General features: G+C 38.6%; 16 protein-coding genes. 8 read left to right on the top strand and 8 right to left on the bottom strand.

Annotated features, from left to right (window positions below):
- The first annotated feature begins 51 nt into the window (after nt 1-51).
- From AAGF08_RS14405 to AAGF08_RS14395, 3 genes are all read left to right on the top strand, one after another.
- A complete protein-coding gene (locus AAGF08_RS14405) occupies nt 52-1,644 on the top strand; it encodes a hypothetical protein (protein WP_343511950.1) in 1,593 nt (530 codons plus the stop codon).
- Between the two features lie 80 nt (nt 1,645-1,724).
- Nucleotides 1,725-2,921, top strand: coding sequence for a hypothetical protein (locus AAGF08_RS14400; RefSeq protein ID WP_343511949.1), 1,197 nt, complete (start codon nt 1,725-1,727; stop codon nt 2,919-2,921).
- Nucleotides 2,922-3,000: 79 nt separating this feature from the next.
- On the top strand, nt 3,001-5,349 hold the full coding sequence (locus tag AAGF08_RS14395) for a TonB-dependent receptor (RefSeq protein ID WP_343511948.1): 2,349 nt from the start codon (nt 3,001-3,003) through the stop codon (nt 5,347-5,349).
- Nucleotides 5,350-5,407: 58 nt separating this feature from the next.
- Here AAGF08_RS14395 and AAGF08_RS14390 read toward each other — a convergent pair whose 3' ends face one another.
- The 5 genes from AAGF08_RS14390 to bshA form a co-directional block, all read right to left on the bottom strand.
- Entirely contained in the window at nt 5,408-6,949 is a 1,542-nt protein-coding gene (locus AAGF08_RS14390; protein WP_343511947.1) for a long-chain fatty acid--CoA ligase, read from the bottom strand.
- A 99-nt stretch (nt 6,950-7,048) separates the two neighbouring features.
- The gene (locus tag AAGF08_RS14385; protein ID WP_343511946.1) at nt 7,049-9,166 is read right to left on the bottom strand and encodes a PQQ-binding-like beta-propeller repeat protein; all 2,118 of its coding nucleotides are present in this window, start codon (nt 9,164-9,166) and stop codon (nt 7,049-7,051) included.
- Between the two features lie 102 nt (nt 9,167-9,268).
- Nucleotides 9,269-10,093, bottom strand: coding sequence for an epimerase (locus AAGF08_RS14380; protein ID WP_343511945.1), 825 nt, complete (start codon nt 10,091-10,093; stop codon nt 9,269-9,271).
- A gap of 40 nt (nt 10,094-10,133) precedes the next feature.
- Nucleotides 10,134-10,760 carry a sterol desaturase family protein gene (locus AAGF08_RS14375; protein WP_343511944.1) on the bottom strand — a complete coding sequence of 209 codons (627 nt, stop codon included), beginning with the start codon at nt 10,758-10,760 and terminating at the stop codon, nt 10,134-10,136.
- 116 nt (nt 10,761-10,876) lie between these two features.
- Nucleotides 10,877-12,013 (bottom strand): N-acetyl-alpha-D-glucosaminyl L-malate synthase BshA, encoded by a 1,137-nt coding sequence (gene bshA, locus AAGF08_RS14370; RefSeq protein ID WP_343511943.1) that lies wholly within the window; start codon nt 12,011-12,013, stop codon nt 10,877-10,879.
- Between the two features lie 302 nt (nt 12,014-12,315).
- On the opposite strand from bshA, the gene AAGF08_RS14365 reads away from it, so the two are divergent.
- Complete coding sequence (locus AAGF08_RS14365) at nt 12,316-13,638, top strand: APC family permease (RefSeq protein WP_343511942.1); 1,323 nt, start codon at nt 12,316-12,318, stop codon at nt 13,636-13,638.
- Here AAGF08_RS14365 and AAGF08_RS14360 read toward each other — a convergent pair.
- On the bottom strand, nt 13,632-16,592 hold the full coding sequence (locus tag AAGF08_RS14360; RefSeq protein ID WP_343511941.1) for a glycoside hydrolase family 3 N-terminal domain-containing protein: 2,961 nt from the start codon (nt 16,590-16,592) through the stop codon (nt 13,632-13,634). The two genes, AAGF08_RS14365 and AAGF08_RS14360, sit on opposite strands and share 7 nt — an antisense overlap.
- 278 nt (nt 16,593-16,870) lie before the next feature.
- On the opposite strand from AAGF08_RS14360, the gene AAGF08_RS14355 reads away from it, so the two are divergent.
- Genes AAGF08_RS14355 through AAGF08_RS14340 form a run of 4 tightly spaced genes read left to right on the top strand, consistent with a single transcriptional unit; the run spans nt 16,871 to nt 20,838 of the window.
- Entirely contained in the window at nt 16,871-17,275 is a 405-nt protein-coding gene (locus AAGF08_RS14355) for a hypothetical protein (RefSeq protein WP_343511940.1), read from the top strand.
- Entirely contained in the window at nt 17,268-19,112 is a 1,845-nt protein-coding gene (mutL, locus tag AAGF08_RS14350; RefSeq protein WP_343511939.1) for a DNA mismatch repair endonuclease MutL, read from the top strand. The genes AAGF08_RS14355 and mutL overlap by 8 nt, the downstream gene beginning before the upstream one ends.
- A gap of 1 nt (nt 19,113) precedes the next feature.
- Complete coding sequence (locus AAGF08_RS14345) at nt 19,114-19,905, top strand: rhomboid family intramembrane serine protease (RefSeq protein WP_343511938.1); 792 nt, start codon at nt 19,114-19,116, stop codon at nt 19,903-19,905.
- 3 nt (nt 19,906-19,908) lie between these two features.
- Nucleotides 19,909-20,838, top strand: coding sequence for a rhomboid family intramembrane serine protease (locus AAGF08_RS14340; protein ID WP_343511937.1), 930 nt, complete (start codon nt 19,909-19,911; stop codon nt 20,836-20,838).
- Nucleotides 20,839-20,841: 3 nt separating this feature from the next.
- Here the strand turns inward: AAGF08_RS14340 and AAGF08_RS14335 are convergent, their stop codons facing one another.
- Both AAGF08_RS14335 and rlmN read right to left on the bottom strand, forming a co-directional pair.
- On the bottom strand, nt 20,842-21,312 hold the full coding sequence (locus AAGF08_RS14335) for an outer membrane beta-barrel protein (RefSeq protein WP_343511936.1): 471 nt from the start codon (nt 21,310-21,312) through the stop codon (nt 20,842-20,844).
- Nucleotides 21,313-21,369: 57 nt separating this feature from the next.
- A complete protein-coding gene (rlmN, locus tag AAGF08_RS14330) occupies nt 21,370-22,428 on the bottom strand; it encodes a 23S rRNA (adenine(2503)-C(2))-methyltransferase RlmN (protein WP_343511935.1) in 1,059 nt (352 codons plus the stop codon).
- Nucleotides 22,429-22,497 lie beyond the last annotated feature (69 nt).

Raw genomic sequence — 22,497 nt, 5'->3', positions numbered from 1 at the left:
TTTTTAAGCCTTGGCTTTTACTTTTCTTCCTATCCTCAGCAAATTTCTCTTTTGGAAAAAAGAGTTAGCATTAGTGCACAAGAAGAACCCCTAGACCAGTTTCTAAATAGACTTTCCAAAGAAGTTGGTGGGGTCTTCTCTTACAGTCCATCTGCATTGGATATAAGCCGTAACATATCTGGAGAATTTACCGAGCAATCATGCAGAGAAGTACTGGAAGAGGTTTTTGAAGGGGAAGTCAATTACAAACAAAAAGGGGCTTATCTCATATTGACACCGGCTCCTCCTTCAGATAAAGAAATCACCATCAGTGGCTATGTGGTGGACGAGCAATCCGGAGAAAGCATCAAAGATGCAACCGTTTACAATCCGATTACCCTACAATCTTCCACTACAGACGAGTTTGGTTTTTTTGAATTCCAAGTGAAAAACCCTGCAGCTGAAAACTTTCAGTTGGTGATAAACAAAAAGGATTATGTGGATACCTTACTTATTGATAATAGGCAATCCCGATTTCAAAAGATATTTTTAAAATCTGAAGGAGAAAACGCTTCGCCCATTGTCCAAAGCCTGACTGAGCCTATGAAAAATTTCTGGATTTGGACCAAAAATTCAGTAGGGTTTACCAATATGGAAAATGTACAGGATACGATAAACAGGAAATTCCAACTCTCGCTGGTACCTTTTATCGGTACAAATAAGAAAATCTCCGGCTCCGTAAGAAATGATTTTTCCATCAATATTCTGGGAGGATTTTCTGGAGGAACAAACAAAGTCGAACTTGGAGGACTTTTTAATATCAACCGTGGGAATGTGGGGAAATTACAACTCGCTGGCTTATTCAATCAAACAGGGGGAACTGTCAGTGGTTTACAGATGTCAGGTCTTGCCAATGTCAACCTTGACTCGGTGAAAGCAGTACAGCTAGCAGGAATTTCAAATTTTACCACTGGTCCTGTGAGTGGAGTTCAAGGTGCAGGTGTATTAAATATCGCTACCTCAACTGTAAAAGGCGCCCAACTCGCTGGAGTAATTAATTATACACACCGGGATGTTAAAGGTGCCCAACTCTCAACGGTGATGAATATCGCAAGAAATGTCAAAGGTCTGCAACTGGGATTAATCAATTATTCTGATAGCATTTCTGGAGTTCCGATTGGATTGATCAGTTTTGTCCGCAAAGGTTATCACAAGGTGGAAATCGGCACTGATGAAATGCTGCCTTTAAACTTCTCTCTTCGAACTGGAACGCGAGGTTTTTACAACATGCTTTTCGCAGGCATCCGACCTGAAAAAACGGGTTCAATAACCTGGGCATTTGGATACGGAGTCGGCAGTTCGCCCAGGTTGGCCAATAAATTATATCTGAATATAGAATTAAGTTCCCAGCAAATGATCAAAGGCAATGTTGAAGCGCTGAATTTGATTAATCGAGGTTTTTTGGGCTTGGATTATCAGGTTGCCAGGCACTTCGGGATCTATGCCGGACCTAGTATTAACCTTCGGGTTTATGATAATTCTTTCAATAATCACCCAGAACTTTTCACCGGGTCAGGTCCAAAAATAGTTTCCGAAAAAAGCTATTCCAATAATTTCAAAAGTCAATCTTGGTGGGGATTCCGGGCTGGAATCCGCGTTTTCTAAAAAGTTTTCAAAAAAATTGATCGGATTATAGGGGTAAAAAAGTTTTCGTCTGTCATAGATATGAAAACTAAACCAACGCTATGAAAACGTTACATAAATTATTTGGAGCAGCCCTTCTCTTTGCATTCAATCCCCTTTTTGGATTTGCTCAAGAATCATCTGTTAACAAACAAGATCAAGAAATCAAGCATACAAATTTGCAGCTTTCAATTGTTCCTTATTTAGGAACAAACGGTGCCAATTCCGGAAATTACATCAATGATTATTCATTCAATCTATTTGGTGGATATTCTGCAGGAACAAATAAGCTGGAAATTGCTGGCTTATTCAACATCAATCGGTTTGATGCTCAGCATGTACAATTGGCTGGACTTTTCAATCAGGTGGGAGGCAAAATTAATGGGGCACAATTAGCGGGATTAGCCAATGTAACTCTTGATTCAATTCAAGGAGTTCAAGGAGCTGGAATCGTAAACTTTACTTCTGGCCCAGTCGATGGAGTGCAGTTAGCAGGAATTACCAATTTCACCAGTAAGAGTCTAAAAGGATTTCAAGGTGCCGGAATTTTAAACTTTGCAGGACAAGAGGTAACAGGTTTCCAAGGAGCTGGAATAGCCAATTTTGCTGGAAAGGATGTCAAAGGAACCCAAGCAGCAGGGATTCTCAATTTTACCCCAAAAGATGTAAATGGAGCTCAAGTTGCAGGTATTCTCAACTTTGCCAGAAAAGTTAATGGAACCCAGATAGGACTTTTAAATTATGCTGACAGTGTTTCTGGCGCCTCAATAGGCCTAATCAGTATCGTGAAAAGCGGATACCACACCCTAGAAATTGGAGTTGATGAGATTCTTCCATTAAATGTCGCTTTTCGTACTGGAACCAGAAGCTTTTACAACATACTTTCAGCTGGAATTCGACCAGAGATTAGCAATAATATCGTTTGGGCATTTGGATATGGTGTAGGTACCTCTCCAAGGCTTGGCAAAAAAACATTCCTTAACCTGGAGGTGAGTTCTGAGCAACTCAGCAACGGAAATGTGGAAGCATTGAACCTAATCAATAGATTCTATTTAGGGTTCGACTTTAAGGCGGCTAAGAATGTTGGTTTATATGCTGGACCTTCAATCAATTTCCGTGTCTATGACACCTCCTATAGCAATCATCCTGATTTATTTATCGTAGATGGTGCAAGGATCTTTTCTGAAAGAAGCTATGCCTATGAGGATTTAGCCAGCCAATTCTGGTGGGGCTTTAGGGCAGGTATCCGATTCTTCTAATCAACTCAGTTTTTACACTTGAAAATCCCTGAAAAGACTTCAGGCTGGCATTCTATGCTCAAAACAAATCCTAAACAAGATGAAAACTATATCCTACACCACACTTTGTTTTTTCTTTTTCATGTTTGCCATGTCCTCGAAAGGGCAAGTTTTGACACAAACCGTTAGGGGAAAAATACTCGATCAGGTCACTCAAATACCCATGCCTGGAGCCACTGTGATGCTTTTGAATACCGATCCAATTCAAGGAGTAATCAGTGATGAATCAGGCGAGTTTAGATTGACAAACGTTCCGGTTGGTCAACAATCTCTAAGAATTAGTTTTGTGGGTTATAAGGACTTATTGCTACCAAATATTCTGGTCAATTCTGGAAAAGAAATTGTTCTGGAAATAGCCTTGGAAGAGGATATCACACAAATCCAGGAATTTGTGGTCACAGCCACAGATAAAGACAGGACGGTAAATGATATGGTTTTAGTAAGTGGTAGAACATTTTCTGTGGAAGAAACAAGAAAGTTTGCAGCAGCAGTAAATGACCCAGCACGGATGGCAGCATCCTTCTCAGGAGTTGTTAGTACGGATGATGGAAATAACAATATTTCTATTCGAGGAAATAGCCCAAATGGCTTGCTCTGGAGAATGGAAGGCATTGAAATTCCCAACCCAAATCACTTTGTCAATCCGGGTACTTCAGGAGGCGGTATTTCAATTCTGAGTTCGCAACTTTTGGCAAATTCTGATTTTCTAACGGGAGCTTTTTCCGCTGAGTATGGCAATGCTTTATCCGGAGTATTTGATCTAAGTTTAAGAAAGGGGAATAATGAAAATCAGGAATTCACACTCCAAGCAGGTTTATTAGGACTTGATTTAGCAGCAGAGGGTCCTATTGCTACGATTTACCAGGGTTCTTATTTGGTCAATTACCGTTATTCAACACTTTCATTACTTTCAAAATTGGGGATTCCCTTAGGTGATTTTGTGACCAATTTTCAAGATTTGTCATTCAATATTTATCTTCCAACTGGTGCCAAGAGTAGTATTACTTTGTTCGGGTTTGGTGGTTTAAGTGATCAAAATAGCCAAGCTGAATTAGATTCTATCAATTGGCAAGGTGAAGGTGATAGATATAGCTCACAATTCCTTTCCAATACAGGTGCGGTAGGAATAAAGCACGCTTTGTCATTGAACAAATCAAATTTCCTTCAGACCACGATTCTAGCATCCGGAAATACAATTGGAGATAAGGGATCTAGGTTGGATAATGAATACATTGATGAGGAGAGATATGACGAAAAATTCAATAATTCCAAAATCACTCTCAGTACGGTTCTTAATTCTAAACTATCAGCAAGGTCCAGCTTGAGAAGTGGTATTTACCTCAACCAGCTCTATTATAATCTCTATCAAAACAATTTTGATGAAGACCAGCATCAAATGATTACTGAAATTAATTCTAAAGGAAACACCCAAAGTATTCAGGCTTTCACACAATGGAATTTGAAAGCCAATGAAAAACTAACGCTGAACTTTGGCTTGCATTATCTTCAGCTTTTGCTAAACAACTCCAACTCTTTGGAACCAAGGTTTAGCGCAGCCTACGAACTCGATGAAAAACAACGGGTGAGCTTGGGATATGGCTTGCACAGTCAGGTTCAGCCGCTCGGGACTTACTTTGCCGAAAAAGATACAGAAGGTGAAATACCCCTCCCAAATAGAAATTTAGACTTGAGTAAATCCCATCATTTTGTGCTGGGATATGACCGCTCGTTGAATCCTTATTTGAGGATGAAAATAGAAGCTTATTACCAGCATCTTTTTCAAATCCCAATCAAAGAAGGAGGCACTGAAACTTACTCCATCATCAACCAACAATGGTCATTTGCGACAGATCCATTAATCAATGAGGGACTGGGCAAAAATTATGGAGTGGAACTGACTTTAGAACAATTCACGCATAACAACATGTATTTCTTACTTTCCACTTCTCTATATAATTCTCTATACAAAACGCGGGAAAATGTGTGGAGAAATACCCGTTATAACGGAAACTTAAATGTCACATTTACAGGAGGAAAAGAGTTTCTGCTAAATAAAAACCGAGTCTTGGGAGTGAATATCAGGGAAATTTATGGGGGTGGATTAAGGACAACTTCCATCCTTTTGGATGAATCCATTGCTGCAGGTGAAACAGTACTGGATGAGACACATGCATTTGAAAATCAAAACCCGGCATACTTTAGAACAGATCTTCGGGTGAGCCTTAAAAGAAATAAAGAAAAGTCCACTCGAACTTGGGCTCTAGATTTACAGAATGCTACAAATAGGCAAAATATCTATGGAACCTATTATGAGCCAATGGATCAGGAAATCATTACTTATTATCAATCCTCTTTGATCCCAATTCTGAGTTATAGAATTGAATTCTAAAAAAAAGCGATGTCAAATAAATCCTGGCATCGCTTCATTTAAGACTTCTTTTGAAATATCAGCTCAGTTCCTTCTTAAGGATTTTGCCTGTAGCCGACATTGGCAAGGCCTCCATAAACTTAATAATTCTCGGATACTTATAGGAAGCAATATGCTCTTTGGTCCATGCCCTTAAAGTTTCTTCTTCCATTTCAAAACCTTTATTCAAAACCACACAGGCTTTAATTTCTTCTCCGGATTCTTCATTCGGTACACCGATTACAGCCACCATCGAAATTGCCTCATGCTTCATCATCACTTCTTCGATCTCTCTGGGGTAGACATTCAACCCCTTTCTGATGATCATCTCTTTGGTTCTATCCACGATGTAAAAGAACCCATCCTCATCTTTTATGGCAACATCTCCTGAATAAAGCCATCCATCTTTTAAGGTTTTGGCAGTAGCCTCGGGGTTATTATAATACCCTTTCATCACATTATGCCCTCGATAAATCAACTCTCCCTTTTCTCCTACAGGCACTTCATTTCCTTCCTTATCAACAACTTTTACCTCTACTCCCCAGATCGGTACCCCAACCGAACCAGGTTTCTTCCCGAATTCTTTTTGATTGAAAGTCACTACAGGAGAGCCTTCGGACATACCGTAACCTTCAAAAATTGGAACTTTAAATTTCGCCTCAAAATTTTCAAGTACGTTCACCGGTAAGGCCGCGCCTCCTGAGACACAGGTTTTAAGATTCTTGGCAATTCCTTCTAGGTCAATCCCTTCACTTTCATGATTTAAAAGCCCCCAATACATGGTCGGCACTCCTGCAAAAATGCTGACTTTGTGTTTTTCCATCAGCCCCAAAACCTGAGATGCATCAAATCTTGGTAGGAGAACACTAGTTGCCCCCACATACAATCCTGCATTCATGAGCACAGTCATTGCAAAAATATGGAAGAGAGGCAAGACTATAAGCTGTGTATCTTCTTTTTTCAAATCCATAATCTTTTCAGAAAGCATGGCATTTAAAGCCAAATTAGAATGGGAAAGCTCAGCACCTTTTGGTTTTCCTGTTGTCCCGGAAGTATAAATAATGAGAGCCGTATCATCTGCTCCAGTCTGAACTGTATTGTAAACAGGAGAATGCCCGGCCATTAACTTGCCTAGCGTTGAAGTGCCTTCGATTGGGGATGGATCTGTCATTTGGGCTGTGATAACATAGAAAAACTCACAATCACTGACCTTTTGAAATCCTTCATAGCCTTCTTTTGCCATCGGTAGCTCTTTGGTTCCCTCAAAACAGAAGTATGCTTTGGCTCCGGAATTTTGAAGGTGATATTCTATTTCATCATGCTTGAGCAGTACCGATAGTGGAACTACTATAGCGCCTGCTTTCAAAATACCAAAATATACCATGGGGAAATAGGGTAGATTCAGGCAACTTAAGGCAACTCGATCCCCTTTTTGAATTCCTGCAGCATTTAGGCCATTTGCTATTTGATTTGCTGCACCATTGATCTGTGCAAAACTTAGGTGTTTGTCCATAAAAATAAAAGCATCTTTAGAAGGATACTTTCTGGCACTTTCTTCCAGCAAAACGGAGAGATTGATCATGGCATTATTGCTTTGAGTATAATGATAAACAAGAAGGCTAATTTTTTTTACCTATTTCAATCTACAAATTTTTTCACTTTGGAGGGAATTTAATAACAATCAATCCGGTAACGAAAAAGCGACATACGCATCAGAACTTTTGGTTCCTTTACCCCCTCCGCAAGCAATTACTAAATATTGCTTCCCATTCTTTTCGTATACGGCCGGAGTAGCATGTCCTGAAGCTGGAAGATCAGCTTCCCACAAGAGCTCACCAGTTTCTTTGTCAAAAGCTCTGATCTTTTCGTCCTTGGTCGCCGCAATGAACAAAACCCCTCCGGCAGTGGCAACAGGGCCACCATAATTTTCTGTTCCAGTAGGCTCAAACCCCTGAGCACTTAATGAGTCTATCTCACCTAATGTTACCTGCCATTTCTTTTTCCCAGTATTCATATCTATAGCAGTAAGTAAGCCCCAAGGTGGATTAGAACCATATAAGCCTTCTTTAGTCAGCAGTTTTTTATATCCATTCATATAGTAACGGGGACTTAAGGGAGCAAGAGTAGACTCCAGTTCTTTTTTATCTCCCGCGTCAGCTTGTTCATTCAATAGGAAATTTACCAGAATCTTCCTGTTTTCTTCCGAAATATGATCAAAGGCTGGCATGGCTCCCCTTCCTTTTCGAAGCAATTCCGCAAGGGAATCTGATTTATATTTTTCCTTTATTCCTAGAAGTGATGGGATGGCTGGAGGATTGCCTTTTCGCTCCAAACCATGACAATTGCCACAATAGGTCGAATAAATTGACTGGCCTACATTTTCAAATGATGCATTGGGAGTCATTTCGATCAGCCAAGGAATTTGATTTGCATTGACGTAGAGTGTCTGATTGGTCGGATCAAATGCAGCTCCTCCCCATTCACCACCTCCATCCATTCCTGGAAATAAAACTATCCCATTCGATGCACTCGGTGGTGCCCAGGTTTCACCAATTTTGACATTGGAAAGCTGAGTTCTGATATCTGCTTCCCACTCAGGTTTTAAATTAAGAATGTTATGATCCTGAAAAGTCATATTCATAAAAGGCTCTGGCAAGGTAGGAATGGGCTGAGTAGCTGAAGTTTTCTCTCCAGGAAGTTCGCTTTGAGGCATTGCAATTTCTTCTATCGGCCATACAGGTTCCCCTGTTTCTCTATCAAAAACATAAGTCATCCCTTGTTTAGAAATCTGTGCCACAGCTTCGATCCATTTTCCATCTTTCTGGATACGGATCAGGTTAGGGTTTGCTGGAAAATCCCTATCCCAAACATCATGATGAACTGCCTGAAAATGCCAAATTCTTTCTCCTGTGTTTACATTTAGGGCAATTAATGAATTGGCAAATAGGTTATCCCCCTCTCTATACCCACCCCAAAAATCGTACGTCGCAGAACCCGTTGGAACAAACACTATTTCTTTCTCATCATCCACTACCATTCCTGCCCAGTTATTTGCTCCACCAATTTTTTGAATAAATTCTGGATCCCAGGTCTCATATCCAAATTCTCCAGCATGGGGAATTGTATGAAAGATCCACTCCCGTTTTCCTGTTTTTACGTTATAAGCACGAATATGCCCCGGTGCAGCATCCAATCCTTCGGATAGTCTCATTCCAATGATAATCTTATCCTTGAAAATAACCCCCGGAGCATTGGCCACAATTAAAAAATCTTCTCGCTCTGTGTCCAAGTCTTTTCGAAGGTCAACTTTTCCCCCTTCACCAAATGAAGAAATTGGCTGGCCTGATAATGCATCCAATGCCATGAGCCAGTTCCCCGCTCCAAAAAGTATCCTCCTGTCTTCCCCATCTTGCCAATAGGTAACTCCTCGATTTGTACCAGCCCAAGAATTCTCCCCTCCTAAGATCTGAAAGGGATCAAAACGCCAAACTTCTTCCCCCGTGGCGGCATCCACTGCGAAAACATTCAATTTGGGAGTTGTTCCATAAAGTAGCCCATTTACGACAATTGGCTGACATTGAATCTGGGAACGCTCTGTCGCATCGCCGGTATGGTAGGTCCAGGCTATCTCAAGTTTACTTACGTTTTCTTTATTTATCTGATTTAAAGAAGAATACCTCGAACCATCAGCAGGACCTCCATAATGTGACCAGTCTGTATAATCTATTTTCTCAGAAGACTGAGTACATGATAATAATCCTAAAAATATCAGGAACAACTGGGCCTTTAAAATCTTCATAGTCTTGGGATAAAGCTAATTCAGGAAAGAATATCGCTTTTTTTTGAGGGCATTCAAAATCCCTGAACCAAGAAGAATCTAAAAAATAAAATACTCAGAAATTCATGGATTATAGGGAAATTGAAAAGGATCTGGATATTCAAATTTAAAGCCGCGATCTAAAATTTTATTTGAACTTATAAGCCTATCCTGACCTGTTTCTGGGCTTACGTAGCTTAAAGGTGGCTTGATTCCTATATCCTCACTATTCTTTTCATAAATCTCTTTCCTCAACGGGTGGATTGGTGCTACCACGTTGAATATTTCTCCCCAAATCTCATTTTCAAGAATCAATGCGATGGATCCCACAGCATCCTGCTGATGCAAATAGTTGACACGGGTATGGCCAACCACATTTTCTTTTCCTGAAAAATATTTGCCCGGAATTCGGCTTTCACCCATCAATCCTCCAAATCTAAGGATACTCAATTCATAGGCTTTATTTTTAAGCATCATTTGCTCCCCTTCCCAAAGTGTAGGGTTTCCTACCTTCTCTTTGGTCAATGGGAAATCCTCAGAATAAGCTGAATTCATGCCTTCATTTGGATAAATCCCCGTACTTGACACAAAAACAACTTTTTTTGATCCAGATTGATTTATCATGGTTTTAAGATATTTGAGTTGCTCCAAGTAAAAATCAGCACTTTGAACCCGGGACTTTGGTGGAATATTGATAACTAGGTAATCTGCATCAAATAACTTTTGGAAACCCAAACCTTCAGGATGTGGGTTCAACTTAAATTGAACAGCATCAATTCCACTTGATGTTATTTCCTTTCTTTTTTGATCCGAGGTAGTACTACCAAAGACTTCCCATCCCTCTTTTTTTAAATAATGAGCTAATGGCAAACCAGTCCAACCCAATCCTATAATAGAAACAGTCTTCATAAATTGTAATAAAAAAACCTCCGATCAGGAGGTTTAGTTGTTAGCTTTTCTTTGGCATAGTCCCTAACAGGATATCCCAAAGTGGAGTACTTACCCCAAATGCGACATCCGGATCTTTGTAATGGTGAATTGCATGATTTACCCAAAGAACTTTCATGAAGTTTTTTGGCGGAGCCAATGCATGTACCAAATAGTGGAATCCTAAATAGCTAGCATATCCAAACAAGAATCCAGGTAGAAAATAAAGAGCATAATCTCCCATAATTAGGGTAAATACCAAATAAAATATCGCTGCATAAGTTGCGGATACAAAAGGTGGCATCGCCAATCTGTATTTGTCTTTAGGGTAGTCATGGTGAACGCCATGAACTGTATACTGCAATTTGTCTTTAATAGGATTGGTAGGCTCCATGTGGAAAAAATACTTATGCATCATATATTCAACAAAAGTAAATACGACATAACCGACCACAGCAATTCCTAATCCTAATCCAATACTAATGGTAGTCGTCGTTATTGCATAATAAAGCGAAACACCTGCAAAAACGAGAAACATGGTAATAGGAACCAAAATATTTGTTCTTGTCAACCTCTCCAAAATTGGATTGGTGAACATCTGCGCGGTATTAAAATTGTCAGGTTTATCTAGTCTTCCAATCTTTTTCATACGATGCTGAAATCAAAGTTACTTTATTCATTGAGGTATAATCCTCTATTGGATTACAAAGTTAAGCTATTTGAGTTATTACCGGGTTCAAAGTGTTATTTTAATATGATAAATTACTAAATACGTATTAGAGTAGACTCAATTGTCTTTTGATAATACTCCACATACATAGGTAAAATTGCTGAAATATCGAATTCTAAGGCCCTAGCCAATGCGTTCTTCTTAAAAGTAGGTAAATTTTCATCCTTCAATATATAAAGGGCTTTATTTTTCATATCCTCTACGTCTCCTACCTCGCAGCAAAATCCAGTCACTCCATCTAAATTTAATTCAGGGATACCACCTGCTTTAGAAGAAAGAATCGGAACTTCACAAGCCATAGCTTCCAAAGCAGCCAAACCAAAACTTTCTTTTTCTGATGGCATCACAAATAAATCAGCAACCGATAGAACCTCCTCCACGGCATCTAGTTTTCCCAAGAATCTTACATCGTCACAAGTTCCCAATTCCCTACAAAGTCGTTCCATTTTATCTCTCTCAGGACCATCTCCAACCAACAATAATTTTGCTGGAATCTTTTTTCTGATTTCATAAAAAACATGGATCACGTCTTCCACTCTTTTTACTTTCCTGAAGTTAGAAGTATGGACCAGAAGCTTTTCCCCATTCGGACATATGGCCAATTTAAAATGTTCTTTCTTTTGCTTCTTAAATCTTTCTAAATCGATGAAGTTAGGGATCACCTGAATATCCCTTTTAATATCAAAATGGGCGTAGGTTTCTTTTTTTAAATCCTCAGAAACAGCTGTAACCCCATCAGATTGATTAATACTAAATGTCACTACAGGCTCGTAACTAGGATCTTTGCCAACTAATGTAATGTCTGTCCCATGTAATGTAGTCACGACAGGAATCTGTATCCCTTGTTCCTTTAAAATCTGTTTTGCCATATAGGCTGCAGATGCATGAGGAATAGCATAATGTACATGCAATAAGTCAAGTTTTTCATACTTGACAACAGAAACCATTTTACTTGCTAATGCCAACTCATAAGGAGCATGCTCAAATAATGGATAACTTTTTATATCAACTTCATGGTAGTAAAGATTTTCGCTAAAAAAATCTAAGCGACTTGGTTGCCTGTAGGTTATGAAATGAATCTCATGACCAATTTTAGCCAGACCTTTTCCAAGTTCCGTAGCTACTACTCCACTACCTCCAAATGTTGGATAGCAAACGATGCCTATTTTCATATTTCAGATAGTATCGGTTTTAAACCTGATTTTAAACACTATTTGGGTCTATTTTTGTTCAAATTAAATATTTTTAAAATAAAAAGAATCTAAATCTTAAGTTTAAGCCCGTTAGATACGCTTGAATTCCAATACAATACAGCAAATTATAAGTTGATTATTTTTTGAAAAAAATGCAGTCAAAACTTAAAAAAGCATCCATTAAATCCTAAATCTCTAAATTTTAAAATTCTTTGTATGACTTGTTATTTATTTTTCAAAGACAATCCTCTTATCCATTTACCTGAAGTAAGCAAGAGTTTATGAAACAATCCCAAACAGATTTATCTCCAAAAATCAAATTATTAGAAGCTATTTCAATAGGAATAGGTGGGATGGTAGGAGGAGGAATTTTTGCTGTTTTGGGATTAGCAGTTTCTTTGGCAAAAGGAGCTACGCCAATAGCTTTTTCAGTGGCTGGAGCACTGGCTTTGATTACTTCCTATAGCTATGTGAAATTATCACTTGGATTCCCTGATCGAGGTGGTACGGTCAAATTTATTAATCAAAGTTTTGGCAAGACAGTTTTTAGCGGAGGCATCAATAATTTGCTTTGGATCAGCTATATCATTATGCTTTCCCTTTATTCTTCCGCCTTTGGCTCTTATGCTCCCAATCTGTACTCCCTGAGTGGAAATGAAACAATTGACTTTCACATTTACGCCAGCGCAGTAATATTGCTGGCAACAGCAATCAATTACTACAGCATTAAAATTGTAGGAGAAATCGAATCATTTGCAGTTGTCATTAAACTGATTATTCTGATTGGCTTTGTGGGAATTGGCCTGTATGGCTTAGTCGGTAATGAAAACTTATCCCAACTATCACCAAATAAATGGGAAAATACTCTTCAGATTTTGGGCGGAGGAATGGTGATCTTTGTGGCCTATGAAGGTTTTGAGTTAATTGCCAATTCAGTTCCAGATATTGTTCATCCTGAAAAAAATGTTCCCCGAGCTTATTATTTTTCAATCAGTTTTGTCATCCTTTTATACCTTTTAATTGCAATTGTCACCGTTGGATCTTTACCCTTCATAGAAATAGCAAAAGCTGAAGACTATGTTTTAGCAGAAGCCGCTAGGCCTATGTTAGGGAAATTAGGATTTACTATCATTACCGTGGCAGCATTGATCTCTACATTCTCAGCAATTAATGCATCCCTTTACGGGGGAAGTCGTGTCAGCTATGAAATAGCAGAGGATGATGAGTTGCCACATGAATTAACCTCCAAGCTATGGAACCAGCCTGTAGGCCTGATTATAACCTCTGGATTGACACTGATTATGTGTAATGCCTTTGATTTAAAAAGTATATCTACTTCCGGAAGTATTGGTTTTTTGATTGTTTTTGCAATGGTTAATTATGCTGGATTCAAGCTCTCAGATCAGATTCAAGGGAATAAAATCGTTCCCATAACAGGATTCATACTTTGTATTATTGCATCAATTACGCTTGTGGTGCAGCAATATCAATCCAATAAATGGGGGATTTTTATTGCCTTAACTATCGCTTTGGTAAGCTTTCTTATCGAGTTCTTCTATAAGAGGTCAAAAAGTTATAGGAATAGAAAAATATCAGATTACTGATTACTTTTTCCCATTGCCTGGTAAATAATATCATGGATTTCAGTTCGGATTCCTTCTCTTAAGAGTTTCTTATTATTCGCATCTGGATAGACACGGTTTGAAAGAAAGACATATATCAAATCGTTTTCTGGGTCTGCCCATACGGATGTACCAGTAAAACCTGTGTGACCAAATGAGCTTTTGGGTGCCAAGTCCCCCGCAGAACCACCTTTTCCAGGCTCTTGATCCGGTTTATCCCAACCCCAACCCCGGCGACTTTGACTTGACTGCAAGCGGGTGAAAGCATCTATTGTCTGCCCTTTCATTAAAGAAACATCTCCATAATATCCTCTGTTAAGCATTAATTGCATCATTACAGCAAGATCATTTGCTTTACCAAACAGACCAGCATGACCAGCTACTCCCCCATACATGGCGGCTCCTGGATCATGCACATATCCTTGGACCTGCCGTTTTCTAAAAGACACATCATCTTCTGTGGGAGCTATATTTTCAATAGGGATTTTTTCTGTAGGCAAAAATGTAAGTGTATAAAGTCCCAATGGTTCATAAAAATTTTGATCCATAAATTCATTGAGAGGTTGATTCACGATTCTTTCAACAACTGCCTGCATGAAATACATCGTCAAATCAGAATAAACATATTTATACTTACCACCTGATTTTGGTAATAACTTGGACTCAACTGTCCAATTCCAAATGCTATCCCTTAGATCATCTCTACCATACATATCATTGGAAACCGGTCTGGTAAAACCCGGTTCAGGACTCGGTTTATAAAAATCTCCTCGCCAACTTCCATTTTGAACCGTTTTTACATAATAGGGTATGAATGCGATCAAGCCAGATTCGTGCATCATCACATTTTTAAGAACTAGATTTTCCTTGTTCGTCCCCCTGAGCTCTGGGAGATAATCTCCTAACGTTTTATTCATATCTAGATCGCCTCTGCTACTCAAAAACATCACTGCCTGAGTGGTAGCCAAAACTTTTGTGATTGAAGCTAAGTCATAGACTGTCTCTGAAGTTACCTTTGGACTAGACTTATATTCTAATTGTCCATAGGACCGTTCAAAGACGACTTTCCCGTTTTTGACCACTAAAACATTGGCTCCTGGAGTAGCTTGGATTCTTATAGCTTTACCTGCCACCTCATCTATTTTGTCTAGAATTTTACTATCCAAGCCAACACTTTCTGGAGTACCATAGGATAACCTGCTCATTCCCGGAAGAAAACCACCCACTCCTTGAATAAATTGATCGCTAACAGAAACCGGTAAAATCCCTTTCGCAGCTCTTCCTCCAAAAAGTATTTGTGGGGCTAATTCTTGAGTGATATTGTTGTTCTCATAAGCAAAAACAACGTTATCTAAACCTTCCAAATATTGGGAAGCGTACGCATTGCCAAAAAGTACAACTACTACCTTTTGCCTTTTACTTAGATTTTTTAATAATTCCATGTCAGCAGACGCTATCCCAAATTTCCTTCTTGGACTATTGGTAATGCCCATAAGGCCTACAACTACCACATCATAGTCTTCCAACTTCTTCATCGTGTTGTAATGCGTACTTTGATCTGCTGCTTTTTTTATCGAGAAATGCTCAAATTTGGTGTATTTCGATAGATATCTCTGGAATTCCTCTCCGTCATCTCCGATTGACAAACTTGCAAAGCTTTTTAAATCCAATTGTTTAAAAGGAAGTAATCCATCCTTATTGATGGCAACAGTAATAGCATCGGCATAAAGCTCCTCCGTAACAACACTTGTTTTAGGAGTATTCAATCTTTCAACTAAACCTTCCGTATTTATAGGTTTATATTCATTTAGCCCTGCCCAATACTTTGCCTTTAAAACTTTTTTTATTCGCCTATTAATTTCAGACTCTTCTATCATTCCATCTTCAACAGCCCGTTTTATGATTGCCTTTGCTTTTGGTACATCCTGAGAATACAAGAGGATGTCATTTCCCGCAAGTAATGCTTTCAAGTCAACTTCTCCCGGAGCATTTGTTTTAGCAACTCCTCTCATATTCAGTGCGTCTGTAAAAATCAGACCTTGAAAATTCATTTGATTTTGAAGCAAGTCGGTCACTACTTTTTTAGACAAACTGGTAGCCATATTTGTAGTGGGGTCCAAACTTGGGATATTTAGATGAGCGACCATTACTGACATCAGATTTTCCCTGAAAAGCTCTTGGTATGGATACAAATCCACATCCCATATTCTTTGCTCAGGATTTTTTATTACCGGCAATGCGTAATGACTGTCAACCTCTGTATCCCCATGACCTGGAAAATGCTTTGCATTGGCTATGACCCCATGATCCTGAAGCCCCTTCATGTAGGCTATTGCTCGTTGAGCAACTAGTTGCTTATTCTCTCCGAAAGCTCTATATCCAATAACCGGATTATCAGGATTGGAATTTACATCTACTACCGGAGCAAAATTTATATGCATACCAAGTTCTTTGAACTGAGCAGCCATCTGTGAGCCCATTTCGTAAATCAATTCGGAATCCTGGACTGCACCGAGGGTCATTGCTTTTGGGAAATCAGGAACTGAATCCAATCGCATACTGATACCCCACTCCGCATCCATAGCGATAAACAATGGTGTTTTGGCCTGAGCTTGATAATAGTTTGTTAAATGAGCCTGACGAATAGGTCCTCCTTGAAAAAATATTAATCCCCCTAGATTTTCGCTCTTAACCAAATTGGCAATTTCATCAACATGCTTTTGATCCTTGTTGGAATATGCGGCTACCATAAATAGCTGACCAAGTCGTTCCTCAAAACTGAGTGAGTTAAAAACACTATCTACCCAACTTTTCTGATCTAAAGGATCTTTGCTGATCAGCGGATCTTCAACTGCCACCATTTTATCAGATCTCCCAGAACTGAATAAAAGAGCAATAAATCCTACTGTCAAAACCCTCCAAAGCTTCATGCTCATTCCCGTGAAAATTTTTAATCCTTAACTTTTAAAATAAATTTGTGAAAACGGCCATCCGGAAAATTCGTAAGATAAAATTCCGATCCTTTGTTCATGTGCCGTTAACTGATCTTAATCTTTGAACTAAGGATAATTTGAAGATAGGAAAGATCAAGCAAGAATAATCGAATTTTAGGGTTAATTACGCTATAAATTTGATATCTGGTTCTTGATCCAGAACTTTATACCATCATGAACCTTTATAAAAATGTAAAGTTTCATTTTAAACATTTATTGCCATGAAATTTCCCTCCATATTTCGAACTGCTAGTCCCTCGCGTTTTGATATTAAACCTAGATATTATGATCCGGTAAAGGAGGAAATTGAACAAAGAACATCACGAATCAAAAAAGAGATGGAAGCTGAAGGAGTTATTCCAAAAGATGGAAGTAACTCAAATTTCTCTTATCAATCAGGAATCAGAGGAGCTTTTTCCCAAAACAGGGGAATAAAAGAAAGAACCTCAAACCCATTAACCTCCACAGGGATGATCAGGTCTTTTATATTTTTCATCTTACTGGGAGGACTGGGAGGATACATCTATTTGGGGCCTGTTATTTTTGAATACATTTTATATTTCACCGGTATTGTAGCGGGGATTTATTTTTTCTTCAGGCTTAAACCAAAAAGAAAAAATGAGTGACATCATTCAGCTCTTGCCTGATGCTATTGCCAACCAAATAGCAGCTGGTGAAGTAGTCCAAAGACCAGCTTCAGCATTAAAGGAACTATTGGAAAATTCGGTCGATTCAGGAGCTACCCAGATTCAAGTCATAGTGAAAGAAGCCGGAAAACAGCTGATTCAAGTAATTGATAATGGGAAAGGTATGTCAGGAACGGATGCCCGAATGAGCTTCGAAAGACATGCAACCTCGAAAATCAGAACTAGTAATGATCTTTTTTCAATCAGGACCTTTGGATTTAGAGGGGAAGCTTTGGCTTCCATCGCAGCTGTAGCACAGGTAGAACTAAAGACAAAACAGGCAGACTCTGACTTGGGTACTTTGATTCACATTGAAGGCTCAGAAATAAAAAAACAGGAACCAATTGCAGCCCAAAATGGAACGTCTGTTTCAATGAAAAATTTGTTTTTTAATGTACCTGCAAGAAGAAATTTTCTGAAATCCAACCCAGTTGAAATGCGTCATTTGGTGGATGAGTTTCAGAGAGTTGCTCTTTCTTACCCAGAAATTTCATTTTCCCTGTTCCAGCAAGATCTTGAGGTTTTTAATCTAAATCCTGGAAAACTTAGTCAAAGGATCGTCGGCCTTTTTGGAAAAAACTATCAAGGACAGTTGATCCCTTGTGAAGAACTAACTCCGCATATTAATGTAAAAGGATATATAGGAAAGCCAGAAAATGCCAAGAAAACACGAGGTGAACAGTTTTTCTTTGTCAATAATAGATACATAAAAAGCAGTTATTTAAATCATGCTGTTTCGAATGCCTTTGAAGGTCTTATCCAATCTGATCAACACCCTTTTTATGTGCTTTTTCTTGAAATAGACCCTTCACACATCGATATTAATGTCCATCCAACTAAAACTGAAATTAAATTTGATGATGAAAGGACAGTTTATGCGGTGGTACGATCGGCAGTTAAGCAAGCACTTGGTGCGCATCATGTTGTTCCCTCGTTGGACTTTTCATTTGATGTAAATTTCACAGAAAATTGGACCAAGGATTCCACAAAAAAGGATCAAGTAGATAGAGAGTATAGTTATAAAAGCTACAACACACCGGAATTCAAAAAATCAAACGCTTTGGGTTGGGAAAAACTTTTTGAAGGGAATGATCCTCAAAGAAAATCTTTTGATCAACCAAGACAAGAGAATACAGAAGTAATCACTTTTCAGAGCAGAGCATCTCAAGTGGAATCTAGGGAGTTTTTGACCACGAATACTGAAGAAGAAGTTACCGGTACCACATTTCAGGTTGAGTTAAACTATATTGTGGCACAAATGTCCACTGGAATGTTGATTGTGGATCAGCAAATTGCCCATGAAAGAATTCTTTATGAGCGTTATGTGAAACAACTAAACGCTGCGCAAGGACCATCTCAGCAATGTCTTTTCCCACCAACAGTACAATTAAGCCCATCTGATTTTGCATTGGTAATGGATATTTTACCGGAATTACATAGTTTGGGCTTTATGGTTGCTGAATTCGGCAAGGATACTGTGATCATTCAGGGTGTTCCTGCAGATATCCAACCAAAAAGCGAGAAGGAACTATTTGAAGGTCTACTTGAGCAGTACAAGAATTTCAAAAATGAACTTTCTCTTGATAACAGAGAAAACTTGGCAAGATCATTGGCCCGAAAGTCAGCTATAAAAAGAGGTCAGAAACTGAATTCACAGGAAATGGAAACACTGGTAGGGCAATTATTTGCTTGCAAAAATCCAAATTATGGGCTTTCAGGGAACAAAACATTCATAAAATTAGATTTATCCAACATCCACTCCTTCTTCGGAAAATAGTATGTTTAGAAATATTACACCAGTAGTTAAAAATCTTTTACTGATTAATGTGGTTCTTTTCCTGGTTTCAGGTTTTTTATTTCCACAACTCAGTGACTGGTTTGCTTTGTATTATATACACAGTCCCTATTTTAAACCATTTCAGTTTTTGACCTATATGTTTATGCATGCAGGTTTTTGGCACTTGTTCAGCAATATGTTCGGTCTTTTGGTTTTCGGCCCCCTGTTGGAACAGTTTTTAGGGCCAAGAAAATTACTTATACTTTGGATGGTTTGTGGCGTGGGTTCTGGTGTTCTTTATTCGGCTTATTCTTCTTTCAAGATGAATTCGCTCCAAGACAAGGTTGCTGCTTTTCAAATGGATCCTGATCCTGATACCTTCAATAAGTTGGTTTTGGAAAACCGGGGTTATTTTGATCGTGCAATATTTGATTTCGTGGATGATTACAGTAGAAATCCAAATGACCAAGTTAAAATTAGAAGAGCAAGCCAAACTTTGGATGCAATTTTAGAAATTCAGGGAAATGTCCCAATGGTGGGTGCCTCGGGCGCTTTATTTGGTATTCTAATAGCCTTTGCGATGCTGTTCCCTAATACTCAGCTTTTCTTGCTCTTCCCCCCTATGCCAGTAAAGGCAAAATATTTGGTGCTTTTCTATGGACTCTATACGGTTTATAACGTATTGGTAAATAATCCAACAGATAATGTTGCCCATTTTGCCCACCTTGGAGGATTAATAATAGGTGGAATATTAGTTTACTTCTGGAAAAAAGATCGAAATAGCTTTTATTAAATTATGTACGGGAATTTTTGGGAAAATCTTCGAAATGCCTTCCGGCATGACAACAATAGCCTATTTAAGCTGATTGCCATTAATATTTTGGTATTCATGGTTTTACTGGTTTCAAGAGTCATTCTTACCATCACGGGCTTTGGTGATCTTTATTCAGCTGGGGTCTCCAAATTCATGATGCCTGCATCGCTACCCAAATTAATTACTCAGCCCTGGTCCATTTTGTCTTACATGTTTATGCATGAAGGGATTTTTCATATCCTTTTTAATATGCTCTTTTTGTATTGGTTTGGACAACTGGTACATCAGTTTTTGGGAAGTAGAAAACTAGCCAATCTCTATATTTTAGGTGGACTATCTGGAGCTCTCTTTTATGTTTTGATTTATAATCTTGCACCTTATTTCCGTGGATCTATTGATAGTTCGTTAATGTTAGGAGCTAGTGCCGGCGTATTTGCTATTGTCGTTGGAGCGGCAACTTTAAGCCCAAATACTTCCTTTTTCCTCTTACTCTTAGGTCCAGTCAAGATAAAATACATCGCCATTTTCTATGTTGTTTTGTCTTTTGCTAATTCAGCAGGAGCAAATGCAGGAGGAGAATTGGCCCATCTGGGCGGAGCCCTTATAGGTTACCTCTACATTGTCCAACTGAGAAATGGAACAGACTGGGGTGTGCCGATTCAAAAAGTAGGCTTATTCTTTGAGAACTTTTTCCGCAAAAAACAAGGAGTCAATGTCTCTTATAGAAGACCAAAAACTTCAAGTAGTTTCAAGCCATTTTCAAAATCCTCAACTTCCTCAAAACCCGCTGATAAAGGAGCGGTATCTTCTCAAGAGGAAATTGATTTGATTTTAGATAAGATAGCAGAAAAAGGCTACGAGGCACTTTCCAAAGAAGAAAAGCGAAAGCTATTCGAGTTTAGCAAAAAGTAAAAATTACAAAGGGAAAGCAAAACCGAAACGGAAACCTGCTTCTTGAGGATTCTGACTTTGAACTTTAAACTCAGTGCTCAAACCTATCCAGTCTGTCATAGGTATGTATGCACCCACCCCCACATTTGCTCCTTTTACATTTCTGCTGGTTCCTGCACCATCGGGATTCGTGTTTTCCCAATTTTGACTATATCCTGCCATAAAATAGAGTTGAGAACTTCCTACAGAAACATAGTACCGAAGATCTGCACTAAAATTACTTGATTTGCCCACATTTGGAAATATTCGGGTATAACTGGGCATAATCGCAAAATTGTCGACAAAGAAATACTCGACTCCGGCACCTACACCAAAATATTTATATCTCAAACCATAGGATCCTAAAGCATGAATTCTACTATCCCCTTGAGTTTGAGCTGTAGCTATTGATCCAAAAATAAAACATGTTAAAAATAGAAGTATAGTCTTCTTCATCAAGATTTAATTTTTAAAAATTTAGCTGGGATTTTTCAAATTACAAAACAGAATATATTAAAGTGAGGCTACTTCATTTTTATTCGCTAATTGTCCACAAGCCGCATCAATATCCTGTCCTCTTGATTTTCGGACTTTGGCTATGATCCCCTGTCCCTCCAAAACTCGGACATACATATCTACCGCTTCTTGTTTTGCCTGACGGAATTCGCCTTCATCGATTGGATTATATTGGATAATATTCACTTTGGAAGGAATGATTTTACAGAATTTCGCCAGCGCTTTTGCATGTTTCTCATCGTCATTCACTCCTTCCCAAATTACATACTCATAGGTAACTTTTCTACCTGTTTTTTGATACCAATATTTCAATGATTCCCCCAATTCCTCCACAGGATTGGAATCATTGATTGGCATCAGACGGGAACGGGTTTCATTAATTGCAGAGTGTAGTGAAACTGCTAAGTTGAATTTAACCTGATCGTCCGCCATTTTACGGATCATTTTGGTTACCCCAACTGTAGAAAGCGTAATCCTTCTGGCCGCCATTCCCAATCCTTCCGGAGACGTGATTTTATCAATGGCAGAAATGACATTTGCATAATTCAGCAAGGGCTCACCCATCCCCATAAAAACAATATTCGTCAATGGACGCTGGAAATAAGTTTCTGCCTCTTCTTTAATTGCTACTACCTGATCATAGATTTCATCCGGATTCAGATTACGCATTCTCTTCAATCTGGCAGTGGCACAAAAATTACAATCCAGACTACAACCAACCTGTGAAGAAACACAGGCAGTGATTCTTTTGGAAGTTGGTATCAGTACAGATTCTACGATCTTATCATCAAATAATTTAACAGCATTCTTTATGGTTCCATCATCTGAATGCTGCATTAAATCAACTTGAATATGATTAATTAAAAAATGTGATTTCAAAAGTTCTCTGGTGCTCAGAGATATATTGCTCATATCATCAAAATTCTTCAGAGACTTATTCCAAAGCCATTCATAAACTTGCTTTGCACGAAATTTCTTTTCTCCATGCAGCAAAAAAAACTCTTCCAATTCAGGAAGGCTGAGTTTTCGGATGTCTTTTTTCTGAATCTCTTCCATGATGCAATTTAGGGATTAAGGCCGGAAATAAGATGAATGCATTTTCTTGACTTTGAGTTCGCAAAATTA

This window comes from Algoriphagus sp. SE2 (assembly GCF_039563885.1).
In the GTDB taxonomy this organism is placed as follows: Bacteria; Bacteroidota; Bacteroidia; order Cytophagales; family Cyclobacteriaceae; genus Algoriphagus.
This window is presented reverse-complemented; position numbering and strand designations above follow the sequence as displayed.